Annotated in this window: 13 protein-coding genes; 8 read left to right on the top strand and 5 right to left on the bottom strand. The window is 71.1% G+C overall.

Annotated features, from left to right (window positions below; translation table 11 throughout):
- Positions 1–77: 77 nt before the first annotated feature.
- From Q2K21_RS04395 to Q2K21_RS04415, 5 genes are all read right to left on the bottom strand, one after another.
- A complete protein-coding gene (locus tag Q2K21_RS04395) occupies positions 78–1340 on the bottom strand; it encodes an NAD(P)/FAD-dependent oxidoreductase (protein WP_310765565.1) in 1263 nt (420 codons plus the stop codon).
- Positions 1337–1768: a GtrA family protein gene (locus Q2K21_RS04400; protein ID WP_310765567.1), complete on the bottom strand. Its 432-nt coding sequence runs from the start codon at positions 1766–1768 to the stop codon at positions 1337–1339. Before Q2K21_RS04400 ends, Q2K21_RS04395 begins: the two co-directional genes overlap by 4 nt.
- Positions 1758–2804, bottom strand: coding sequence for a glycosyltransferase family 2 protein (locus tag Q2K21_RS04405; protein ID WP_310765569.1), 1047 nt, complete (start codon positions 2802–2804; stop codon positions 1758–1760). Before Q2K21_RS04405 ends, Q2K21_RS04400 begins: the two co-directional genes overlap by 11 nt.
- Before the next feature lie 300 nt (positions 2805–3104).
- Positions 3105–4436 (bottom strand): alpha-2,8-polysialyltransferase family protein, encoded by a 1332-nt coding sequence (locus tag Q2K21_RS04410; protein WP_310765571.1) that lies wholly within the window; start codon positions 4434–4436, stop codon positions 3105–3107.
- Entirely contained in the window at positions 4436–5422 is a 987-nt protein-coding gene (locus tag Q2K21_RS04415) for a glycosyltransferase family 2 protein (RefSeq protein ID WP_310765573.1), read from the bottom strand. The genes Q2K21_RS04410 and Q2K21_RS04415 overlap by 1 nt, the downstream gene beginning before the upstream one ends.
- 198 nt (positions 5423–5620) lie before the next feature.
- On the opposite strand from Q2K21_RS04415, the gene Q2K21_RS04420 reads away from it, so the two are divergent.
- The 8 genes from Q2K21_RS04420 to Q2K21_RS04455 all read left to right on the top strand — a co-directional run bounded on the left by Q2K21_RS04420 (position 5621) and on the right by Q2K21_RS04455 (position 17518).
- Positions 5621–6991: a DUF6716 putative glycosyltransferase gene (locus tag Q2K21_RS04420; RefSeq protein ID WP_310765576.1), complete on the top strand. Its 1371-nt coding sequence runs from the start codon at positions 5621–5623 to the stop codon at positions 6989–6991.
- A 32-nt stretch (positions 6992–7023) separates the two neighbouring features.
- On the top strand, positions 7024–8346 hold the full coding sequence (locus Q2K21_RS04425) for an acylneuraminate cytidylyltransferase (protein WP_310765580.1): 1323 nt from the start codon (positions 7024–7026) through the stop codon (positions 8344–8346).
- A gap of 13 nt (positions 8347–8359) precedes the next feature.
- Positions 8360–9298 carry an N-acetylneuraminate synthase family protein gene (locus tag Q2K21_RS04430; protein WP_310765583.1) on the top strand — a complete coding sequence of 313 codons (939 nt, stop codon included), beginning with the start codon at positions 8360–8362 and terminating at the stop codon, positions 9296–9298.
- Positions 9299–9320: 22 nt separating this feature from the next.
- Positions 9321–10538 (top strand): hypothetical protein, encoded by a 1218-nt coding sequence (locus Q2K21_RS04435; RefSeq protein WP_310765586.1) that lies wholly within the window; start codon positions 9321–9323, stop codon positions 10536–10538.
- 291 nt (positions 10539–10829) lie between these two features.
- On the top strand, positions 10830–11867 hold the full coding sequence (gene pstC / locus Q2K21_RS04440; protein ID WP_310765588.1) for a phosphate ABC transporter permease subunit PstC: 1038 nt from the start codon (positions 10830–10832) through the stop codon (positions 11865–11867).
- 1 nt (position 11868) lies between these two features.
- The gene (gene pstA, locus Q2K21_RS04445; RefSeq protein ID WP_310765590.1) at positions 11869–13164 is read left to right on the top strand and encodes a phosphate ABC transporter permease PstA; all 1296 of its coding nucleotides are present in this window, start codon (positions 11869–11871) and stop codon (positions 13162–13164) included.
- Positions 13164–14879: a phosphate ABC transporter substrate-binding protein PstS gene (locus Q2K21_RS04450; protein ID WP_310765593.1), complete on the top strand. Its 1716-nt coding sequence runs from the start codon at positions 13164–13166 to the stop codon at positions 14877–14879. Before pstA ends, Q2K21_RS04450 begins: the two co-directional genes overlap by 1 nt.
- Entirely contained in the window at positions 14876–17518 is a 2643-nt protein-coding gene (locus tag Q2K21_RS04455) for a hypothetical protein (RefSeq protein ID WP_310765595.1), read from the top strand. Before Q2K21_RS04450 ends, Q2K21_RS04455 begins: the two co-directional genes overlap by 4 nt.
- Positions 17519–17584 lie beyond the last annotated feature (66 nt).

The following is a 17584-nucleotide window of genomic DNA, read 5'->3' on the forward strand; positions in this document are numbered from 1 at the left end:
CGGCTGACGAACCGCATGGCGCATGACGAACGGGGCCCCGGCCGGCACACCGGGGCCCCGTTCTCGTACGTCCGCGCTCAGCGCAGTCCGAGCGACGCCGTCACCTTCCGGGCCATCGCCACCGAGTAGCTCTGCCCCCGGTCCTGCGGGTAGATCTGCGCCATGGTCGCCAGCGTGACCCTGCTCATCGGGGTCTCGTGGGCCGGGATCAGCGCACGGTAGCCGGGCGTCACCACCGGCTGGGCGAACCCGGCCTTCGAGAAGTGCCACTTCTTGACCCACGACAGGTCGAAGTCCGGGTTGATCCGCTTGAGGTACGGCACGAACTTCTCCAGCAGCTCACCGGGTTCGGTCGTGAACCGCCAGTCCTCGCGCTCGACGTAGTTGCCGACGTAGAGGACGTGCCGGCCGCCGTAGACCGCCGGGTCGATCATCCGTGTGTGCTCGACGACCGCGAGGAAGGGGAAGTCGGGCTCGTTGATGTTGAGCCAGTAGTACGGGATCACGCTGCGGTCCAGTTCGAGGACGAAGCAGGTCGCGCCCAGGTACTGGTTCTTCCACGCCTTGTCGTCGGTGGGCAGCCCGGCCGCCTTGGCGAACGCCGGCTGCGGGGTGGTGACGATCAACTGGTCGAACTCGTAGCGGGAGCCGTCCGCGCACGTCACGATCGCGGTGTCGCCCTCCTGCCGGATCGTCTCGGCCGCCTTGCCGAACTCGACCTTGCCGCCGCGCTCCTCGATGCCGTCGCGCAGGGCGGCGTAGACGCGCTCGAACCCGCCGTCCACATAACCGAGTTCGAAGGTGCGGCAGTGGATGCGTGCCCACAGCCACGCCATCGACACCTGCTCGGCGCGGTCGCCGAACTTGCCGCGCAGCAGGGGCTCCCAGATCGCCGCGGTGGCCTTCTTGCCGGCCCGCTTGCGCAGCCAGGCCAGCGCCGTGAGGTCGTTGTAGCGCTCGCCGTCGCGGACCGCCTTCAGCACCGCCGACGAGCCCGCGAAGCGCACCGCGTCCAGCGGGGAGAACTCGGGGAAGCGCAGCATGTCGAACGGCGAGGTGAAGTCGATCAGCTTGCCGCCCCGGTAGATGCCGGTGGTCGGCTTGTGGAAGCGCAGCGCGTCGCCGAGCCCCAGCTCCTCGATCAGGGCGATCATGTCCCGGTCGCTGCGGAAGATGTGGTGGTAGTAGCGCTCCAGCGGGACGCCGCCCACCTCCAACGACGCGGCGAGGCCGCCCAGTTCGTCGGCCGCCTCCAGGATGGTGACCTGGTGGCCGGCGCGTACGGCGTCCCATGCGGCGGTCAGGCCGGTGGCACCCGCGCCGATGATGCCGAGGTTCATGCGAAGCTCCACTTTCTGTTGAGCCCGAACTGGAGCGCCAGGACCAGCGGCAGCGAGCCCGCCTTGACGAGGTTGGCGTCGATCCCCAGTGCGTCGGTGAAGACGAGGAAGAGCAGGTTCGTCAGGGCGATCCCGGTCAGCCCGACGGCGTAGAAGCGCAGGAAGCGCACGACGATCCGGTCGCGCCGTTCGAAGGTGAACAGCGCGTTCAGGACGAAGTTGTTGGTGATGGCGAGCGTGGTGCTGAGCGCGTTCGCGATCTGCTCGTCCAGGCCGGCCCAGTTGTGCAGCAGCAGGAAGACGACCATGTCGAGCGCTATGCCGCTGCCGCCGATCAGGGTGTAGCGGACGAGCTGGCGCAGGGTGCGCCGCCGGTCCTCGGCCACCGGCCGGGCGGGGGCCGCCTGGGCCGTTGTGTCAGACGCCACCGCGACCGTCCCGCCGGTCCTCGTCGCGGTCGCCGATCACCTCGCGCACCAGATACAGCGGACGCCCCTGCGCCTCGCTGTAGATGCGGCCGATGTAGCTGCCCAGCACGCCCAGCGACAGCATCTGCGTGCCGCCGAGGAAGAGCACGACGACCATCAGCATCGTCCAGCCGGAGACGGTGATGTCGGGCCGGAAGAACTTCATCGCCAGCGCGTACACGATGCCGAGCAGCGACAGCGCCAGCACGACGAAGCCGAGCCGGGTGATCAGCTTCAGCGGCACGGTGGAGAAGCTGGTCACGCCGTCGACGGCGAGGCGGGCCATCTTGCGCAGCGGGTACTTGGTCTCACCGGCGAACCGCTCGTCGCGGTCGAAGGGGACCTCCTTCTGCCGGTAGCCCATCGAGGCGACGATGCCGCGCACGAAGCGGCTGCGCTCGCGGTACTTGCGCAGCTCGTCGGCGACCCGGCGGTCCAGCAGGCGGAAGTCACCGGTGTCCACCGGGATGTCCACCTCGGTCCAGGAGCGCAGGAGCCGGTAGAACATGTGCGCGGTGGTCCGCTTGAACGCGGTGTCCTGCCGGGAACGACGGCGCGCGTGCACGATCTCGGCGCCCTCGCGCCAGGCGTCGACCAGTTCGAGGCTGACCCGGGGCGGGTCCTGGAGGTCGGTGTCCATGACGATGACCGCGTCGCCCTTGGCGATGTCGAGGCCCGCGGTGATGGCGATCTGGTGCCCGAAGTTGCGGGCGAAGTCGACCACGCGGACGCGGTCGTCCTGCTGCGCCAGGTCCTGGAGGATCGCCAGCGAGCCGTCCGAGGAGCCGTCGTTGACGTACACCATCTCGAAGTCGAGATCCGGGCGGCCGGCGAACGCGGCGGTCAGCTCGGTGTGGAAGGCGGTGATGCCGTCCTGCTCGTTGTAGACCGGGAGTACGTACGAGATCAGCGGCCGCCGGACCGGCGGCGGATCCGACGGCGCGAGCGCGACAGGGGCCGCGACGCGGGCGGCCGGACGAATGTCCTGCTGGGTCATCTCGGCCCGCCCGCAGGATGGAACTGCATTGAGCAAAAGGCAATTTGATGCATTGGGGGAAGCTATGGAGGCTTAGTTAACCCCGGCCCAACGGGCCGCGTCCGGAAGCCGTCTTCCCTCTTTCTCTTAGGATTGTCGGACGATTGCTTCCGTTGATCATTTCTGGTGTCCTCGCCCCACCCGGAAGGAGTCGCAGGGGTGAATCAGAAATGTCGTAGGCGTGAATTGCGGAAGCCGGAAACGCGCAGCGGGTGGACCACTTGGTGATCCACCCGCTCGGATGCCGGTACGCCGCGTTTCTCAGCGACGCACCGCCTTGCGCAGCGCCCTGGCTCGCCGCACCACCCGGCGCGCCGTGGAACTGCGCGGCAGGAACGCCAGCCGCTCCGGAATACCGCCGGGCAGCCCGAGCGAGGTGAGCCGCTTGCGCTTGAAGTAGCGCTGGGTGCGCGGGCCGAAGTGCTCGCCGAGGTAGCGCTCCGCCGCCGGGCGCAGATCCGGGTGGATCTGCGGCTGCATGACGAAGCCGACCGCGGTGACCAGAGCGGCGAGGGTGTCGGCCGGGACGATGTCCTCCCCCTTGCGGTCCTCCAGGTCCGGCAGCAGCGCGTCGGCCAGGGTGGCGGGGACGCGGTTGCTGTTCTGGAAGGGCGTGAGGCGGTCCAGCAGCGGCTTGGTCCCGATGCGGGCGACCGGAAGGTCATAGAACGCGGAGGCCGTGAACAGGGCGGTCGAGAAGCAGCCCACCACCAGTGCGGGCCGGGCCTTCTCGAACAGCACCTCGGCGAGCACCGGCGTGTCCAGGACGGTGAGGTCCACGCCGAGCTTGTCCGCCTCGTTCTCCAGGGCGCGGCTGTAGCGGGCCGGCGCGGTCGGATGCGGCTTGAAGACGACCGCGCGGTGCCCGCGGGCGACCGCCCCGCGCATCATCCGCACATGCAGGTCCTCCTCCTCCTGTGGGGAGAGGATGTTCAGCGCGGACAGGTACTGGCCGAGCAGGAGCGCCGCGTTGTCGGGCAGGTCCGGCAGCCGCGGCACGGATGCGCCGACCTGACCGAGGACCTTCAGGAAGGCGTCGGCCGGCACGGTCTGCGCGGGCACGTCGAACTCGGTCAGCAGCAGTGGCGTCAGACCGGGCACCAGGTCCAGGTGCAGCAGCCGTCGCACGCGCGTGCCGACCAGCGGGTCGAGCTTGTTGCGCGTGGGGCCGTAGCTCATCAGCCCGTCGGCGTAGACGTCTATGGGCGCGCCCGTGAACAACTGGGCGATGGTCAGGGCGGGGGTGACCTGGATGGACTCCATGACCAGCTCGACCCGGTCGTCGCCCAGGCCCCACAGCAGCCGCACATAGCGCTCGAACAGCGGGATGTCGTCCGGGCGCGGGGACCAGGCCCCCGGGTGGAAGGGGTCGATCGCCTCGTTCCAGGACAGCACCGCGTCGAAGTGGTCGCGCAGCGGTTCGAAGCCCGGCATCTCGTCGACGGCGGGCGTGGTCTCCGGCGTCGCGGCGTTGTTGCACACCAGCAGCAGCCGGCGGTCCGCCGCGGCGAAGCAGTCGGACTCGATCGCGGCGGCCAGCGTGGCGGCCCCGTACAGCGTGGAGGCGCAGAAGATCTGGGTGGTACGGGGCATCAGGCGGCCGCCTTCGCTGTGGTGACCCTGCGGCGCAGCCGGCGCAGCCGGGAGGAACGGCTGAGGTCCATGGTGTCGAGCACGTCGGTGAGCAGCTCCTGCGGCATGCGCTTCATGGCCGCCGCGCTCATCGTGCGCAGCTGCCGGGCCACGGCGGGTTCGAACTTCTCGATCTCCGAGAGGTGGTGGGCGATGATCGCGCAGTACGTGCGCACCGCCTTGGGCAGCAGCCGGTCGGCCTCGGGGTCCTGGGCGGTCTCCTCGATGACCTGGTCGAAGGCCCGGATGAAGTCGAGCTGGCGGACGTCGCCGATCTGGGTGAGGGAGGAGGCGACCCCACGGCGGTAGAACACGCCCGTCAGGTTCACCACGGCGAAGGACTCCGCCTCCCGGTGCAGCTTCCAGATCCACGGCCGGTCCTCGGCCGTGCGCAGACCGTGGGTGAAGTGCAGCAGACCGCGCTCCAGCAGCCGGCGGTGGTAGACGCCGGCCCAGGCGTAGGCGTAGTCCACCGACGTCGACCGGCCCGCGGGCAGGATCGCGTCGCGCGGCTTCATCACCTCGCCCCGCCGTCCGTGCGGGACCCGGTACACGGAGCGGGCCCGGGCGGTCGCCTGCACATGATCGGTGCGGACGAAGTCGCAGCCCAGCTCCTCGACGGCCGCCACCAGCTGGCTCAGATGGCCACGGGCGAGCCAGTCGTCGCCGTCCAGGAAGGTCAGGTACTCGCCCCGCGCCGCGTCGAGGCCGGTGTTGCGCGCGGTGGCGAGCCCTCCGTTCTCCTCATGGCGGATGTAGCGCACCTGGGCGACGTCCGAAAGCTCCTCGGCCGCCCGTTCGAGAATGGCCGGTGTTTCGTCCTTCGAATGGTCGTCCACCAGGATGAACTCGAAGTCGGGACGGGCGTTCAGAAGCAGGCTTCTGAGGGTGTCCGGGGCGTATTGCTGCACGTTGTAGAACGGCACGATCACGGAAAGCTTTGGCACTCGCGAAAGCGTAGGAGGAAGCCCGGCTGGGGAACTTTCCGGTAATTGTACGGGGGGTGAACTCGATGTGTCGGAACAGTGCATCCCGTGTACTTCATAGCCCTTGACGAGCCAGTTGGCTCTTCGGTGGGGTGCTGTTAACTTTTTGTTGAGTCTTGGTTGGGCCATACCTAGGATTTGCTTCCTAGCGTCCTGTCCGTGCCACCAAGTACTCCGAAGCCCAGGCGAATTGCGGTACTCGCGGACTCCGACACCCGCTGGAAATGGGGTGCGTTGACCGCGGGCCGCGTCGCTCCGGGCGCGTCCATCGAAGCCGGGCCGCACGACGGCGCGCAAGTCGCCCCCGTGCTGGACGGCTTCCTGCTGCGCGGCCGGGCCACGCCCACGGCCCGCCAGCTGGCCGAGGTGGGCGTACGCGCCGACTCCCTGCGCGAGGTCACGGCCGTCGAGTTCCTGCGCGTCATGGCGCAGGAGTCGTACGACGTCCTGGTCCTCGCCCTCGTCGGCGGCGGAGTCCAGGCGGTGCTGCACGGCCTGAAGCGGATCTGGGAGGACCGGACCCGGCGCCCCGTGGTCGTCACCGGCTACGTCGGCGTCGTCTACGAGAAGCTCGCCGACGGCCTGCTGCTGCGGCACGGCGCGGACCTCGTTCTCGCCAACTCCCGTCAGGACGCGGACCGTTTCCGGGCCGTGTACGAGGGGGTGGGCGCCGACGCCTCGGCGGTGACGGAGGTGGCGCTGCCGTTCCTGGGAGGCGCGGCCTACGCGGGCGAGCACGACCCGGCCGCGCAGCAGGGGCGGGGGCCCTACACGGTCGTCTTCGCCGCCCAGCCGTCCGTGCCCGACAGCCGCAAGGACCGTGCGTACCTGCTGGAGCGGCTGGTGCGGCACGCACGGCTGCACCCCGAACGCGAGGTGCTGCTCAAGCTGCGTTCCAAGCCGGGCGAACACACCACGCACATCGAGGAGGTGCCCTACCAGAAGCTGGCGCAGAAGCTCGACCTGCCCGCCAACTTCCGCCTGGTGTACGGGCACATGGGCGAGGTCCTCGACCGGACCGACCTGTTGGTGACGGTCAGCTCGACGGCCGCGCTGGAGGCCCTGCACCGCCGCGTTCCGACGGTGGTGCTGACGGACCTCGGGGTGCGCGAAGCGCTCGGCAACCACCACTTCGTCGGCTCGGGATGCCTGGCCTCCTGGGACCAGCTCGACGCCGGACACCGGCCCGCTGCCGACGAGGAGTGGGTGGCCCGGCAGGGCGTCGCCGCGGACGGGTCGTACGACACGGCCTTCGACGCGGCGCGCGAGCGGATCGCCAAGCTGCTGGAGCGGCCCGGCGGTCTGCCGCCCCTGACGCCGTACTACACGCCCGTCACCGCACCCGGCTATCTGCCCGGCATCCTCGCCCGCCATCACCTCGGCCCGGACGGAACCCCGCTGCCGGGGGCCCCGGCCGCCGACAAGGAGCCGGGCCCGGTCCGGCAGATCGTGCGCCGGGCGGCCCGCGGCGCCTACCGCCACGGGGTCCAGCGGGTCGCGCCCGTCATCCGGCGGATGGGGGAGCTGTGAGCCGCCCGATCCCACGTCAAGGAGCAGAACCCATGTCCAACCCGGAAGCGGGCCAAGGCGCTTCGGTGCGCCGCGTGCTCGCGGTCATCCCCGCGCGCGGCGGCTCCAAGGGCGTGCCCGCGAAGAACCTCCTCCCCGTCGGCGGCGTCCCGCTGGTGGCGCGCGCGGTGCGCGAGTGCCGGGCGTCCCGGCTGGTGACCGACGTCGTGGTCTCCACCGATGACCAGGCCATCGCCGCCGCCGCCCGCGAGGCCGGCGCCGAGGTGGTGCTGCGTCCGGCCGCCATCGCCGGTGACACGGCCACATCCGAGGCCGCCGTCCTGCACGCCATGGACGCCCATGAGGCCCTGCACGGCGCGCCGGTCGACGTGGTCCTGCTCGTGCAGTGCACCAGCCCCTTCATCGTCCGCGAGGACATCGACGGGGTCGCGGGCGCGATCGTCGAGAACGGCGCGGACACCGCGGTCACGGTCGCTCCCTTCCACGGCTTCATCTGGCGAGACTCCGAAGACGCAGCGGACGAGGTGGCCGCAGGCTCCGTCACGGAGGCCGAGGCGGCCGTCGGCGGCGGCTACGGCGTCAACCACGACAAGTCCTTCCGCCCCCGCCGCCAGGACCGCCCCCAGGACCTGCTGGAGACCGGCGCCGCCTACGCGATGGACGCGCCCGGCTTCCGCAAGCACCAGCACCGCTTCTTCGGCCGTACGGAACTCGTCCGCACCGACCCCGCCCGGGTCCTGGAGATCGACGACCCGCACGACCTGGCGCGGGCCAGGGCTCTCGCCCCGCTCTTCGACGCGGACCTCCCCCAAGCTCTCGACTCCGCTCGAGCAGGGGGGACCCCCATCGGCTCGCTGCCGACCGCCGACGACATCGACGCGGTCGTACTGGACTTCGACGGCACCCAGACCGACGACCGGGTGCTGATCGATGCCGATGGAAAGGAGTTCGTCTCCGTGCACCGCGGAGACGGCCTCGGTATCGCGGCGCTGCGCAAGAGCGCCCTGAAGATGCTGATCCTTTCCACGGAGCAGAACCCGGTCGTCGCCGCCCGGGCCCGGAAGCTGCAGATCCCGGTCCTGCACGGCATCGACCGGAAGGACCTCGCGCTGAAGCAGTGGTGCGAGGAGCAGGGCATCGCGCCGGAGCGCGTGCTCTACGTCGGCAACGACGTCAACGACCTCCCGTGCTTCGCCCTCGTCGGCTGGCCCGTGGCGGTCGCGAGCGCCCACGACGTCGTACGCGGCGCCGCACGCGCGGTCACCACCGTCCCCGGTGGCGACGGCGCGATCCGAGAGATCGCCGGCTGGATTCTCGGACCCTCTTTCGACTCTCTCGACCCCCTCACCAAGTAAGGACATCCCCACCATGAGCACCAACCTCCGCCTGCGTACGTTCGGTTCGCGTCCCGTCGGCCCCGGTCACCCCGTCTACATCACCGGTGAGATCGGCATCAACCACAACGGTGACCTGGAGAACGCCTTCAAGCTGATCGACGCGGCCGCCGAGGCGGGCTGCGACGCCGTCAAGTTCCAGAAGCGCACCCCCGAGATCTGCACCCCGCGCGACCAGTGGGACATCGAGCGGGACACCCCCTGGGGCCGGATGACCTACATCGACTACCGCCACCGCGTGGAGTTCGGCGAGGACGAGTACCGCGCCATCGACGACTACTGCAAGCAGAAGGGCATCGCCTGGTTCGCGTCCCCGTGGGACACCGAGGCGGTCGCCTTCCTGGAGAAGTTCGACGTCCCGGCGCACAAGGTGGCCTCCGCCTCCCTGACCGACGACGAACTGCTGCGCGCCCTGCGCGCGACGGGCCGCACGATCATCCTGTCCACCGGCATGTCGACCCCGAGGCAGATCCGCCACGCGGTCGAGGTCCTCGGCTCGGACAACATCCTCCTGTGCCACGCCACGTCGACGTACCCGGCGAAGGCCGACGAGCTGAACCTGCGCGTCATCAACACGCTGGAGAAGGAGTACCCGAACGTCCCGATCGGCTACTCCGGCCACGAGACCGGCCTGCAGACCACGCTGGCCGCGGTCGCGCTGGGCGCGGTGTTCGTCGAGCGCCACATCACCCTCGACCGCGCCATGTGGGGCTCCGACCAGGCCGCCTCGGTCGAGCCGGGGGGCCTCACGCGCCTGGTCCGCGACATCCGCACCATCGAGGCCTCGCTGGGCGACGGCGTGAAGAAGGTCTACGACTCCGAGCTCGGCCCGATGAAGAAGCTGCGCCGCGTCGCCGGTGTGGTCGCCGAGGCGGAGATCGCCGCTGCGGCCGGTGAGCCGGTCTCGGTCTGACCTCACGGACGGTCGTACACCGATGAGCCCCCGCGCCGGATCCGCCGGCCACCACACGCTCGCCTTCGTCGAGAGCCCGGTACAGCTCCTGAACGTCCTGGAGTGGGCACACACGCGCGCGCCGCGCAGAACGGGGAGTGGTGTGCCCGGGGACGGCGCGGGGATCCCCGCGCCGCGTGACCGGCGGTCCGAGGCGGGGATCCCCGCCCCGCGTGACCGGCGGTCCGGGGCGGGGCGTACGGCGGTGGACGCCGCGGGGGCGGACGACGGCCCGGCGCACGAGGGGCTGACCCTCGTGGTGCTGTCCCCCACCGACCCGATGACCCGCGGCCAGCTCCGCCGCATGGCGCAGCTGGCCCGCGACGAGGGCCATGAGGTGCGGTGGGAGGAGGCGCGCCGCGGCACCGCGGCCCCCTTCCACACGGTCGGCGGCCTCACCCCGATGCTGCGCCGGGCGCACCGGGTGGTGATGGGGGACCCGTTCTCCCGCTATGTGCAGCTCCTGCTGACGATCACCCGCGCCCGCGAACTGGTGGTGGTGGACGACGGCACGGCGACGATGGAGTTCGTCGCCCAGCTCGCCCGCGGTGAACGCCTGGTGCGCTGGCACCGCAAGGGCGGCCGCCGGGGCGCCCGTGACCTGCTCTTCGCACCGGTGTCGGCGTCGGCGCGCCGCCGTCTGACGCCGAAGTCGGGGCGCACGGTGGAGATCTTCTCGTCGATGCCGATCGACGAGACCCCGGACGGCGTGACCGTCCGGACGAACGACTTCGCCTGGACCCGGTCCCGCTTCGGGCCGCCGCGCCTCACCAAGGGCGCGGACCTGGTGGGCACCTCCCTCGTCGAGACGGGCGTGGTGGACGGCGACCGCTATCTGGAAGCGGTCCAGGCCCTCGCCAGGACGCACGGCGCGACACGCTACTTCGCCCACCGCCGTGAAAGCCCCGAGAAGCTGCACCGCCTGGCGGTCGAGACCGGCCTTCAGGTGGTCCGCCCCGACCTCCCCCTGGAGCTGATCGCCCGCCGCGGCCCCATCGGCCGTACGATCCTCAGCTTCCCCTCCACGGTCGTCCACACCCTCCCCCTCGCCCTGGCCGGCACGGAGGTCCGCGTCGCGGTGTGCGACATCGACCCGGCCTGGCTGACGGACCATGCGTCACCGCGGGCGCAGGGCTTCCTGTCGGGGGTGACGGGGCGGGCGCGGGATGTGCACGGCCTGTCGTCGGTGAGTACCGCGTAGGCGGTGGCGGGGCCACGAGCGGGACAGGGCGGGTAACTCCGGGCTCAGAGCGCCCCACCTCAGGATCCCCACAGGTCACGCACGCAACAGACATGTTTCATTCACGGATTGGCCATGTGGCACGCGTCGCAGCGACACGATCCGGCCATTGAATCTCCCCGCGCGGGGCCAACCGGCCACCGCGCGGGGAGATTCGTTTCCGCAGTGGGGGGACCACACGTGGCGGTAGCGCAACACGAGCCTGGCAGAACGGATTCGGACAGATCGGATTCGGACAGACCGGGCCCTGACATGACGGAGCCCGGTGAACCGGCCTCCGACAGACCGGAGTTCGGCACATCGGAGTCGGCGCGGCCGGCTCCCCGCCGGCCGCGCACGGCGCGCGGTTTCGGCGACCGTGTCTTCCGCTTCCAGCTGACGGCCACCGGAGTCGTCGTCCTCGCCATCATGGCGGCGGTCGGACTGTTCCTGCTCCTGCGGGCCACTCAGGCCCTGCGGGCCACCGGCCTCTCCTTCCTCACCACCGCCGAATGGCAGCCCGATGTCCACCACTTCGGCATCGCGGCCGTGCTCACCGGCACCCTGCTGATCGCCGCCGTGGCGGTGACGCTCTCCGTGCCGCTGGCCGTCGGGACCGCGCTGTTCATCTCCGACGTGGCTCCGCGCCCGCTGCGCCGCACTCTCGTGACGATGGTCGACCTGATGGCGGCCGTCCCGTCGGTGGTGTACGGGCTGTGGGGGCTGTTCTTCCTGCAGCAGCACGTGATCGGGCTGTCGCGCTGGCTGTCCGACTGGTTCGGCTGGATCCCCCTCTTCACGGTGGACGGCACTCAGCCGGGTGAGCCGCTGGCCTCCGAGAGCGTCTACACCGCGTCCACCTTCGTCGCCGGGATCGTCGTCGCGCTGATGGTCGCGCCGATCCAGTGCTCGGTGATGCGCGAGGTGTTCGCGCAGGCTCCGGCAGGCGAGCGCGAGGGTGCGTACGCGCTGGGCGCCACTCGCTGGGGGATGATCCGCGCGGTCGTCCTGCCGTACGGCAAGGGCGGGATCATCGGCGGCACGATGCTGGGGCTCGGGCGGGCGCTCGGCGAGACGATCGCCGTCTACCTGATCATCTCGCCGGTCTTCACCATCCAGCCGCACATCCTGCAGACCGGCTCGAACTCGGTCTCCTCGCTGATCGCCCTGCACTACGGCGACGCCTCCACCTTCGGCATGTCGGCGCTGATGGCGGCGGGCCTGGCGCTGTTCCTGCTCACGCTGGCGGTCAACTTCACCGCCTCCTCCATCGTGGCCCGCTCCCGGTCCGGCGCGCAGAGCGAGGCATGAGATGACCGTCGTAGAAGAGACCGTCGAACAGACCGCACCGGTCCCGGCTCCGGTCGTCACCGAGTCCGCCGGCCTTCCCGACCGCCCCCGGCGCATCGGCGGCCCGACCCGCTCGGGCGTGCTGTCGCTGATCGGCGCGGCCGTCTCGGGGTTCTGCCTCACGGTGCTGCTGTTCGGGGAACTCGCGTCCTTCTCGGGGGCGTTGGGCTTCACGGTCACCGCGTACCTCGCCTTCCTCGCCGTCTACGCGGTGCTCACCGGCCTGGAGGAGGACGGGCAGGCCGTACGCGACCGGGTGATGACCGTGGTGCTGTGGACGGCGGCCACGCTGCTGTTCTCCGGGCTCGTCCTCGTCATCGGCTTCACCGCCTGGCGCGGTCATGAGGCGCTGCCGTACGGCAACTTCTTCACCCAGGACATGCAGGAGGCGGGCCCGCTCGACCCGATCACCCGCGGCGGCATCGCCCACGCGATGCTCGGCACCCTCATCATGATCGCCATCGCCCTGTCGATCACGGTCCCGCTCGGCCTGGCCTGTGCGGTCTACCTCAACCAGATCCCGGGCCGCTTCTCCCGGTTCGTGCGGACCATCGTCGAGGCGATGACCGCGCTGCCGTCGATCGTGGCCGGTCTGATGGTGTACGCCACCTGGATCCTCATCCTCGGCATGCCGAAGTCGGGCCTCGCGGCCGCCTTCGCGATCAGCGTGATGATGCTGCCGATCGTGATCCGTGCCGCGGACGTGGTGCTGCGGCTGGTGCCGGGCACGCTGACCGAGGCAGCCGAGGCGCTCGGGGCTCCGCGCTGGCGGACGGTGTGGCACGTCGTCCTGCCGACCGCGCGCTCCGGCCTCGCCACCGCCGTCATCCTCGGTACGGCGCGCGGCATCGGCGAGACCTCGCCGGTGCTGCTCACCGCCGGCTTCACCGCGGCGCTCAACACCGACCCGACGAGCGGGCCGATGATCTCGCTGCCGCTCGCCGTCTTCAACTTCGTCAAGTCGCCCCAGCCCGCGATGATCGCCCGCGGTTTCGGCGCGGCGGCCGTCCTGATGGCCCTGGTCCTGGTGCTCTTCGCCATCGCCCGGGTGATCGGCGGCCGCGGCCCCGGGCATCAAAATCGCCGTCAGGCGCGCCGTACCGCCCGTGCCTCGCGCCGCGACGTCGACCGCTTCGCCCAACTGCACGCCCCCGGCCTCATGTTGTTCGACGCCACCTCACCCCACGCCCCGTCCGCCAAGCCTTCCGGGTCCAGCATCGAAGAGGACCCCGGACCCAAGCCCGGAGAGACCGACTGATGCGCCGTCACCCGCCTCTTCCTCCGCGCCGCCTGCGCGCGCCGGCGATCCTCGGCGCACTGCTCGCCATGATCGCCGGGCTGCTGGCCGGTCCCCTGTCCGCATCGGCCGCCGCCGATTCCTACACCCGGATCTCAGGTGCCGGCTCCACCTGGGCGGAGAACGCCGTCACGGCGTGGGCCCGCGCCGTCAACCAGTACGGCATGCGGATCGACTACGCCGGCAACGGCTCCTCGGACGGCCGCCGCCAGTTCCTCAGCGGCACCGTCGACTTCGCGGTCTCGGACATCCCGTTCCAGACCCACCCGACGGACGGCTCCGCCGCCGAACGCCCGGCCCCGGGATCGTACGCGTACATGCCGATCGTGGCCGGTGGCACCGCGTTCATGTACCACCTGACCGCGGGCGGCAGGAAGATCACCAACCTGCGGCTCTCCGGCGACGTGGTCACCAAGATCTTCACCGGCGTCATCAAGACCTGGGACGACCCGGCGATCAAGGCCGACAACCCCGGCCTGCAACTGCCACACCGCGCCGTCGTCCCCGTGGTCCGCTCGGACGGATCGGGCGCCACCGCCCAGTTCACGATGTGGATGGTCAACCAGCACAAGGGCCTGTGGGAGGACTACTGCCGTCGCGTCGGCCGCTCCGGCGCCTGCGGGCAGACCTCGAACTACCCGACCAGCCCCGGCATGATCGCCCAGGCCGGCGACCTCGGTGTGGCGTCGTACGTGAGCCAGAACTACGGCGAGGGCGCGATCGGCTACGTCAACTACTCGTACGCGCTCAATGAGGGGTATCCGGTCGCCAAGGTCCTCAACCACGCGGGCTACTACACCGAGCCGACCCCGAAGAACGTGGCGGTGTCGCTGCTCAAGGCGAGGATCAACACGAACAAGAGCTCCCCGGACTACCTCACCCAGCAGCTCGAAGGTGTCTACAACGACACCGACAAGCGCAACTACCCGCTGTCCAGCTACTCGTACATGATCCTGCCGCTGAAGGTGCAGGGCATCTTCAACCAGACCAAGGGCAAGACCCTCGGCGCGTTCTCGTACTACTTCATGTGCCAGGGACAGCAGAAGGCACCCGATCTCGGATACTCACCGCTGCCGATCAACCTGGTCCAGGCGGGCTTCGACCAGATCCGCCGGATCCCCGGAGTGCAGGCCAAGAACATCAATATCAAGGGCTGCAACAACCCGACCTTCACCCCGAGTGGCCGCAACAAGCTCGCCGAGACCGCACCCTACCCGGCGGCCTGCGACAAGAAGGGCGCCCCGCCCTGCACCACGGGCAGCGGCGGCGCCAAGGGGAACAACGCGTCCGGAGGCTCGGGCGGCACCTCGGGCGGCTCGAACGGCGGCGGCTCGGGCAAGGGCGCCGGCACATCGGGCGGCGGAACCACCGGCGGTGGCGCGGGGGGCTCCGGCTCGGGCGGCGGCAGCGCCCAGCCGTCCGTCGACCCCGACACCGGGCAGACCATCGCCCCCGACGGCTCGGGCAGCGGCGGTACGGCCGTCGGCGGCACCATCGCCCTCGCCCAGCCGGTCGCGGTGGCCGGGCGGAACGGCTGGACCAGCACCCAGACCCTGATGCTGCTCGCCGCGTTCCTCCTGCTCGGACTCGTCCTGCTGCCCTCCGTCGTCTCCCGTGCGATCGCCTCGCGCACCGGCACCCGTGACGACCGCTCCACGGACGGGGGCACGCGATGAGACGGCTGCGCAACGCCCTGGTGCGCCTGGTCGCCGGGGGAGTCGTCGGCGCCCTCGCTGGGTTCGCCGTGGCGCAGGCGGCCCCGTCCGCCAGCGCCGCGGACTCCACCGGCTCCGCCGTCACCGTCTTCGGACGCGGCGAGTTCAAGGACATGAGGTTCACGGTCGATCAGACCACCCACCTCACCAGCCAGGCGATCACCGTCTCCTGGAAGGGCGGCACCCCGACCACGTTCGCGGGCACGCGGTTCAACACCGACTTCGTGCAGATCATGCAGTGCTGGGGAGACGACGACGGCACCGTGCCGTCCAATCCCGGCCCGCCGCGCACCCAGTGCCAGTTCGGCGCTTCCCCGGTCACCGGGCGGGACAGCTGGCCGGGCAACGACCGCGACGACACACGCAAGGTCACCTACAACGCCGAGCCCACCAACTACGGCGACGACAACCGGTACGGGGCGGGCGCCCCCTTCGGGCAGGGCGAGGTGCCCTTCAAGTCCGTCGACGGCACGATGATCACCAGCAACACCCAGAACAACCAGTTCTTCAACCGCAACTCCACCAACGAGGTCGACTTCGCCCGCACCGGCGCCGACGGCACCGGACGCGAGTACTTCGAGGTGCAGACCGCCAACGAGGCCCCGCACCTGGGCTGTGGCACCCCGGTCACCCACAACGGCGTCACCGAGCCCCGTCCGTGCTGGCTCGTGATCGTCCCGCAGGGCCACCTGGACCTCGACGGCAAGCCGTACGCGGACCACAGCCAGGTGAACGCGGGCTCCCCGGTCTCCTCGACCAACTGGCAGAACCGCATCGCGATCCCGCTCCGTTTCAACGCGGCCGGCGCCGGCTGCGCCCTCGGCGCCGACGAGCGCCCCACCCTGGGCACCGAACTCGCGGCCGACGCCATGACCAGCTGGCAGGCGGCCCTGTGCCGGACCGGCCGGGTGTACGGCTACACCCAGCTCAGCGAGCGCGACGCCCGCCGGCAGATCGGCTCCGACGGAACCGCGGGACTCGGCTTCACCACGCGGGCCCTCGGCTCGGACGAAGGAACCGTCGCGCCATCCGGCACCACGACCTACGCACCCGTCGCGCTCTCCGGAGCCGTCATCGGCTTCACCATCGAACGCAGACCCAGGGCCGGGGCGCCGGACAGCGTACGCAAGCTCGCCGGCACGAAGGTCGCCTCCATCGACCTCACGCCCCGCCTGGTCGCCAAACTGCTCACCGAGTCCTACCGCAACTCCCCCTGGGGAGCGGTGCTCAGCGACAAGGTCGCAGCGGGGTACGGCTGGGCGAAGAACAACCCCGCGGGCCTGGTGAGCGACCCCGAGTTCATCGCGCTCAACCCGGAGTTCGCCGAGCTGTCGGTCGCCGAGACCCCGGCCACCGACACCGACCTGCTCACCGCGGCGGGCCACTCGGACTCGGCCCGCGCACTGTGGCAGTGGGTGCTGTCCGACAAGGACGCCCGCCAGTTCCTCGCCGGTGTCCCCGACGACGGAGGCATGCGCGTCAACCCGTACTACAGCACCAACGCGGACCTGGTGCCGAAGGGGCCGCCCTTCGACCCCGCCCACACCGACAGCTACCCGAAGAACGATCCCTGGTGCACGGTGCCCCCGGGCACGGACGCCCCCAAGGAAGACCGGCAGTGCATGACCGACTTCCACCCGCCCGTGGCGGACATGCACGAGGGCGCCCTGCGCACCCGGCGCACCGACACGCTGTGGAAGTCGACCTGGGACGCCCTCGCCAACCCGCCCACGTACAAGAGCCCGGGACCGCAGACCGTCGGCTCACGGTTCATGATCACGATCACCGACGCGGCCTCCGCCTCCCGCTACGGGTTGCAGACCGCCAGGCTGCGCAACGCCGCGGGCGGGTTCGTCGCCCCCACGAACGCGTCGCTGACCGCGGCCGCCGCGAGCGCCTCGGGCTCCGGGGTCGCCGAGATCAGCCCGGCCCGGGCCACCGCCAAGGGCGCCTACCCGCTGTCCCAGCTGGTCTACGCGGCCGTACGCCCCGGCGAGCTGAAGGCCGCCGCCCGCCAGGACTACGCGGCCCTGCTGCGGTACGTGGCGGGCGCCGGGCAGGTCAGCGGCGCCGACCCGGGCCGCCTGCCCGCCGGTTACGCCCCGCTCTCCCAGCAGCTGCGCACCCGGACGGAGCACGCCGCCGACGCCCTCGCCCACTACACCGGTCCCTCGCACGACGGCGGCTCGGCCGGCGGAACCTCCGGCGGGGCCGGCGATTCCGGCGGCTCCGGTGGCTCCGGCGGCACATCGGGCGGCGGCGGCGTCGCCGGCGGCGGTACCGGGGACACCGCCACGGGTTCGGGCGGCGCCGCCGCAAGCGCCACGCCCAGCGACGCTCCCTCGTACGGCGGCGGCAAGGCCGTGCAGACGACGGCCCTCGGCACCACCCCCGCCGACCCCGCGAACGCGCTGCGCTACGCCGTCCCGGTGGGTGCCGCGCTCGGCGCCGCCGCCGCGGTCGGCGCGCCCTTCGCGGGTGGCAGCCGGCTACGCCTCCCGCTGCGGCTGCCGCTCCCCGGCGGCCGCACCGTGACCGTCGTACCGGCGTTCACCCTGCCCGAACGGCTGCGGAGGCTGCTGCCACCGGGCCGGGGCTGACCCCGGAGCGCCGACCCCGGCGCTCCCCACAGACGGCCGCCCGCCCCGAAAGGCAGTCGGGGCGGA

This window comes from Streptomyces sp. CGMCC 4.7035 (assembly GCF_031583065.1).
GTDB classification, from domain to species: domain Bacteria; phylum Actinomycetota; class Actinomycetes; order Streptomycetales; family Streptomycetaceae; genus Streptomyces; species Streptomyces yaanensis.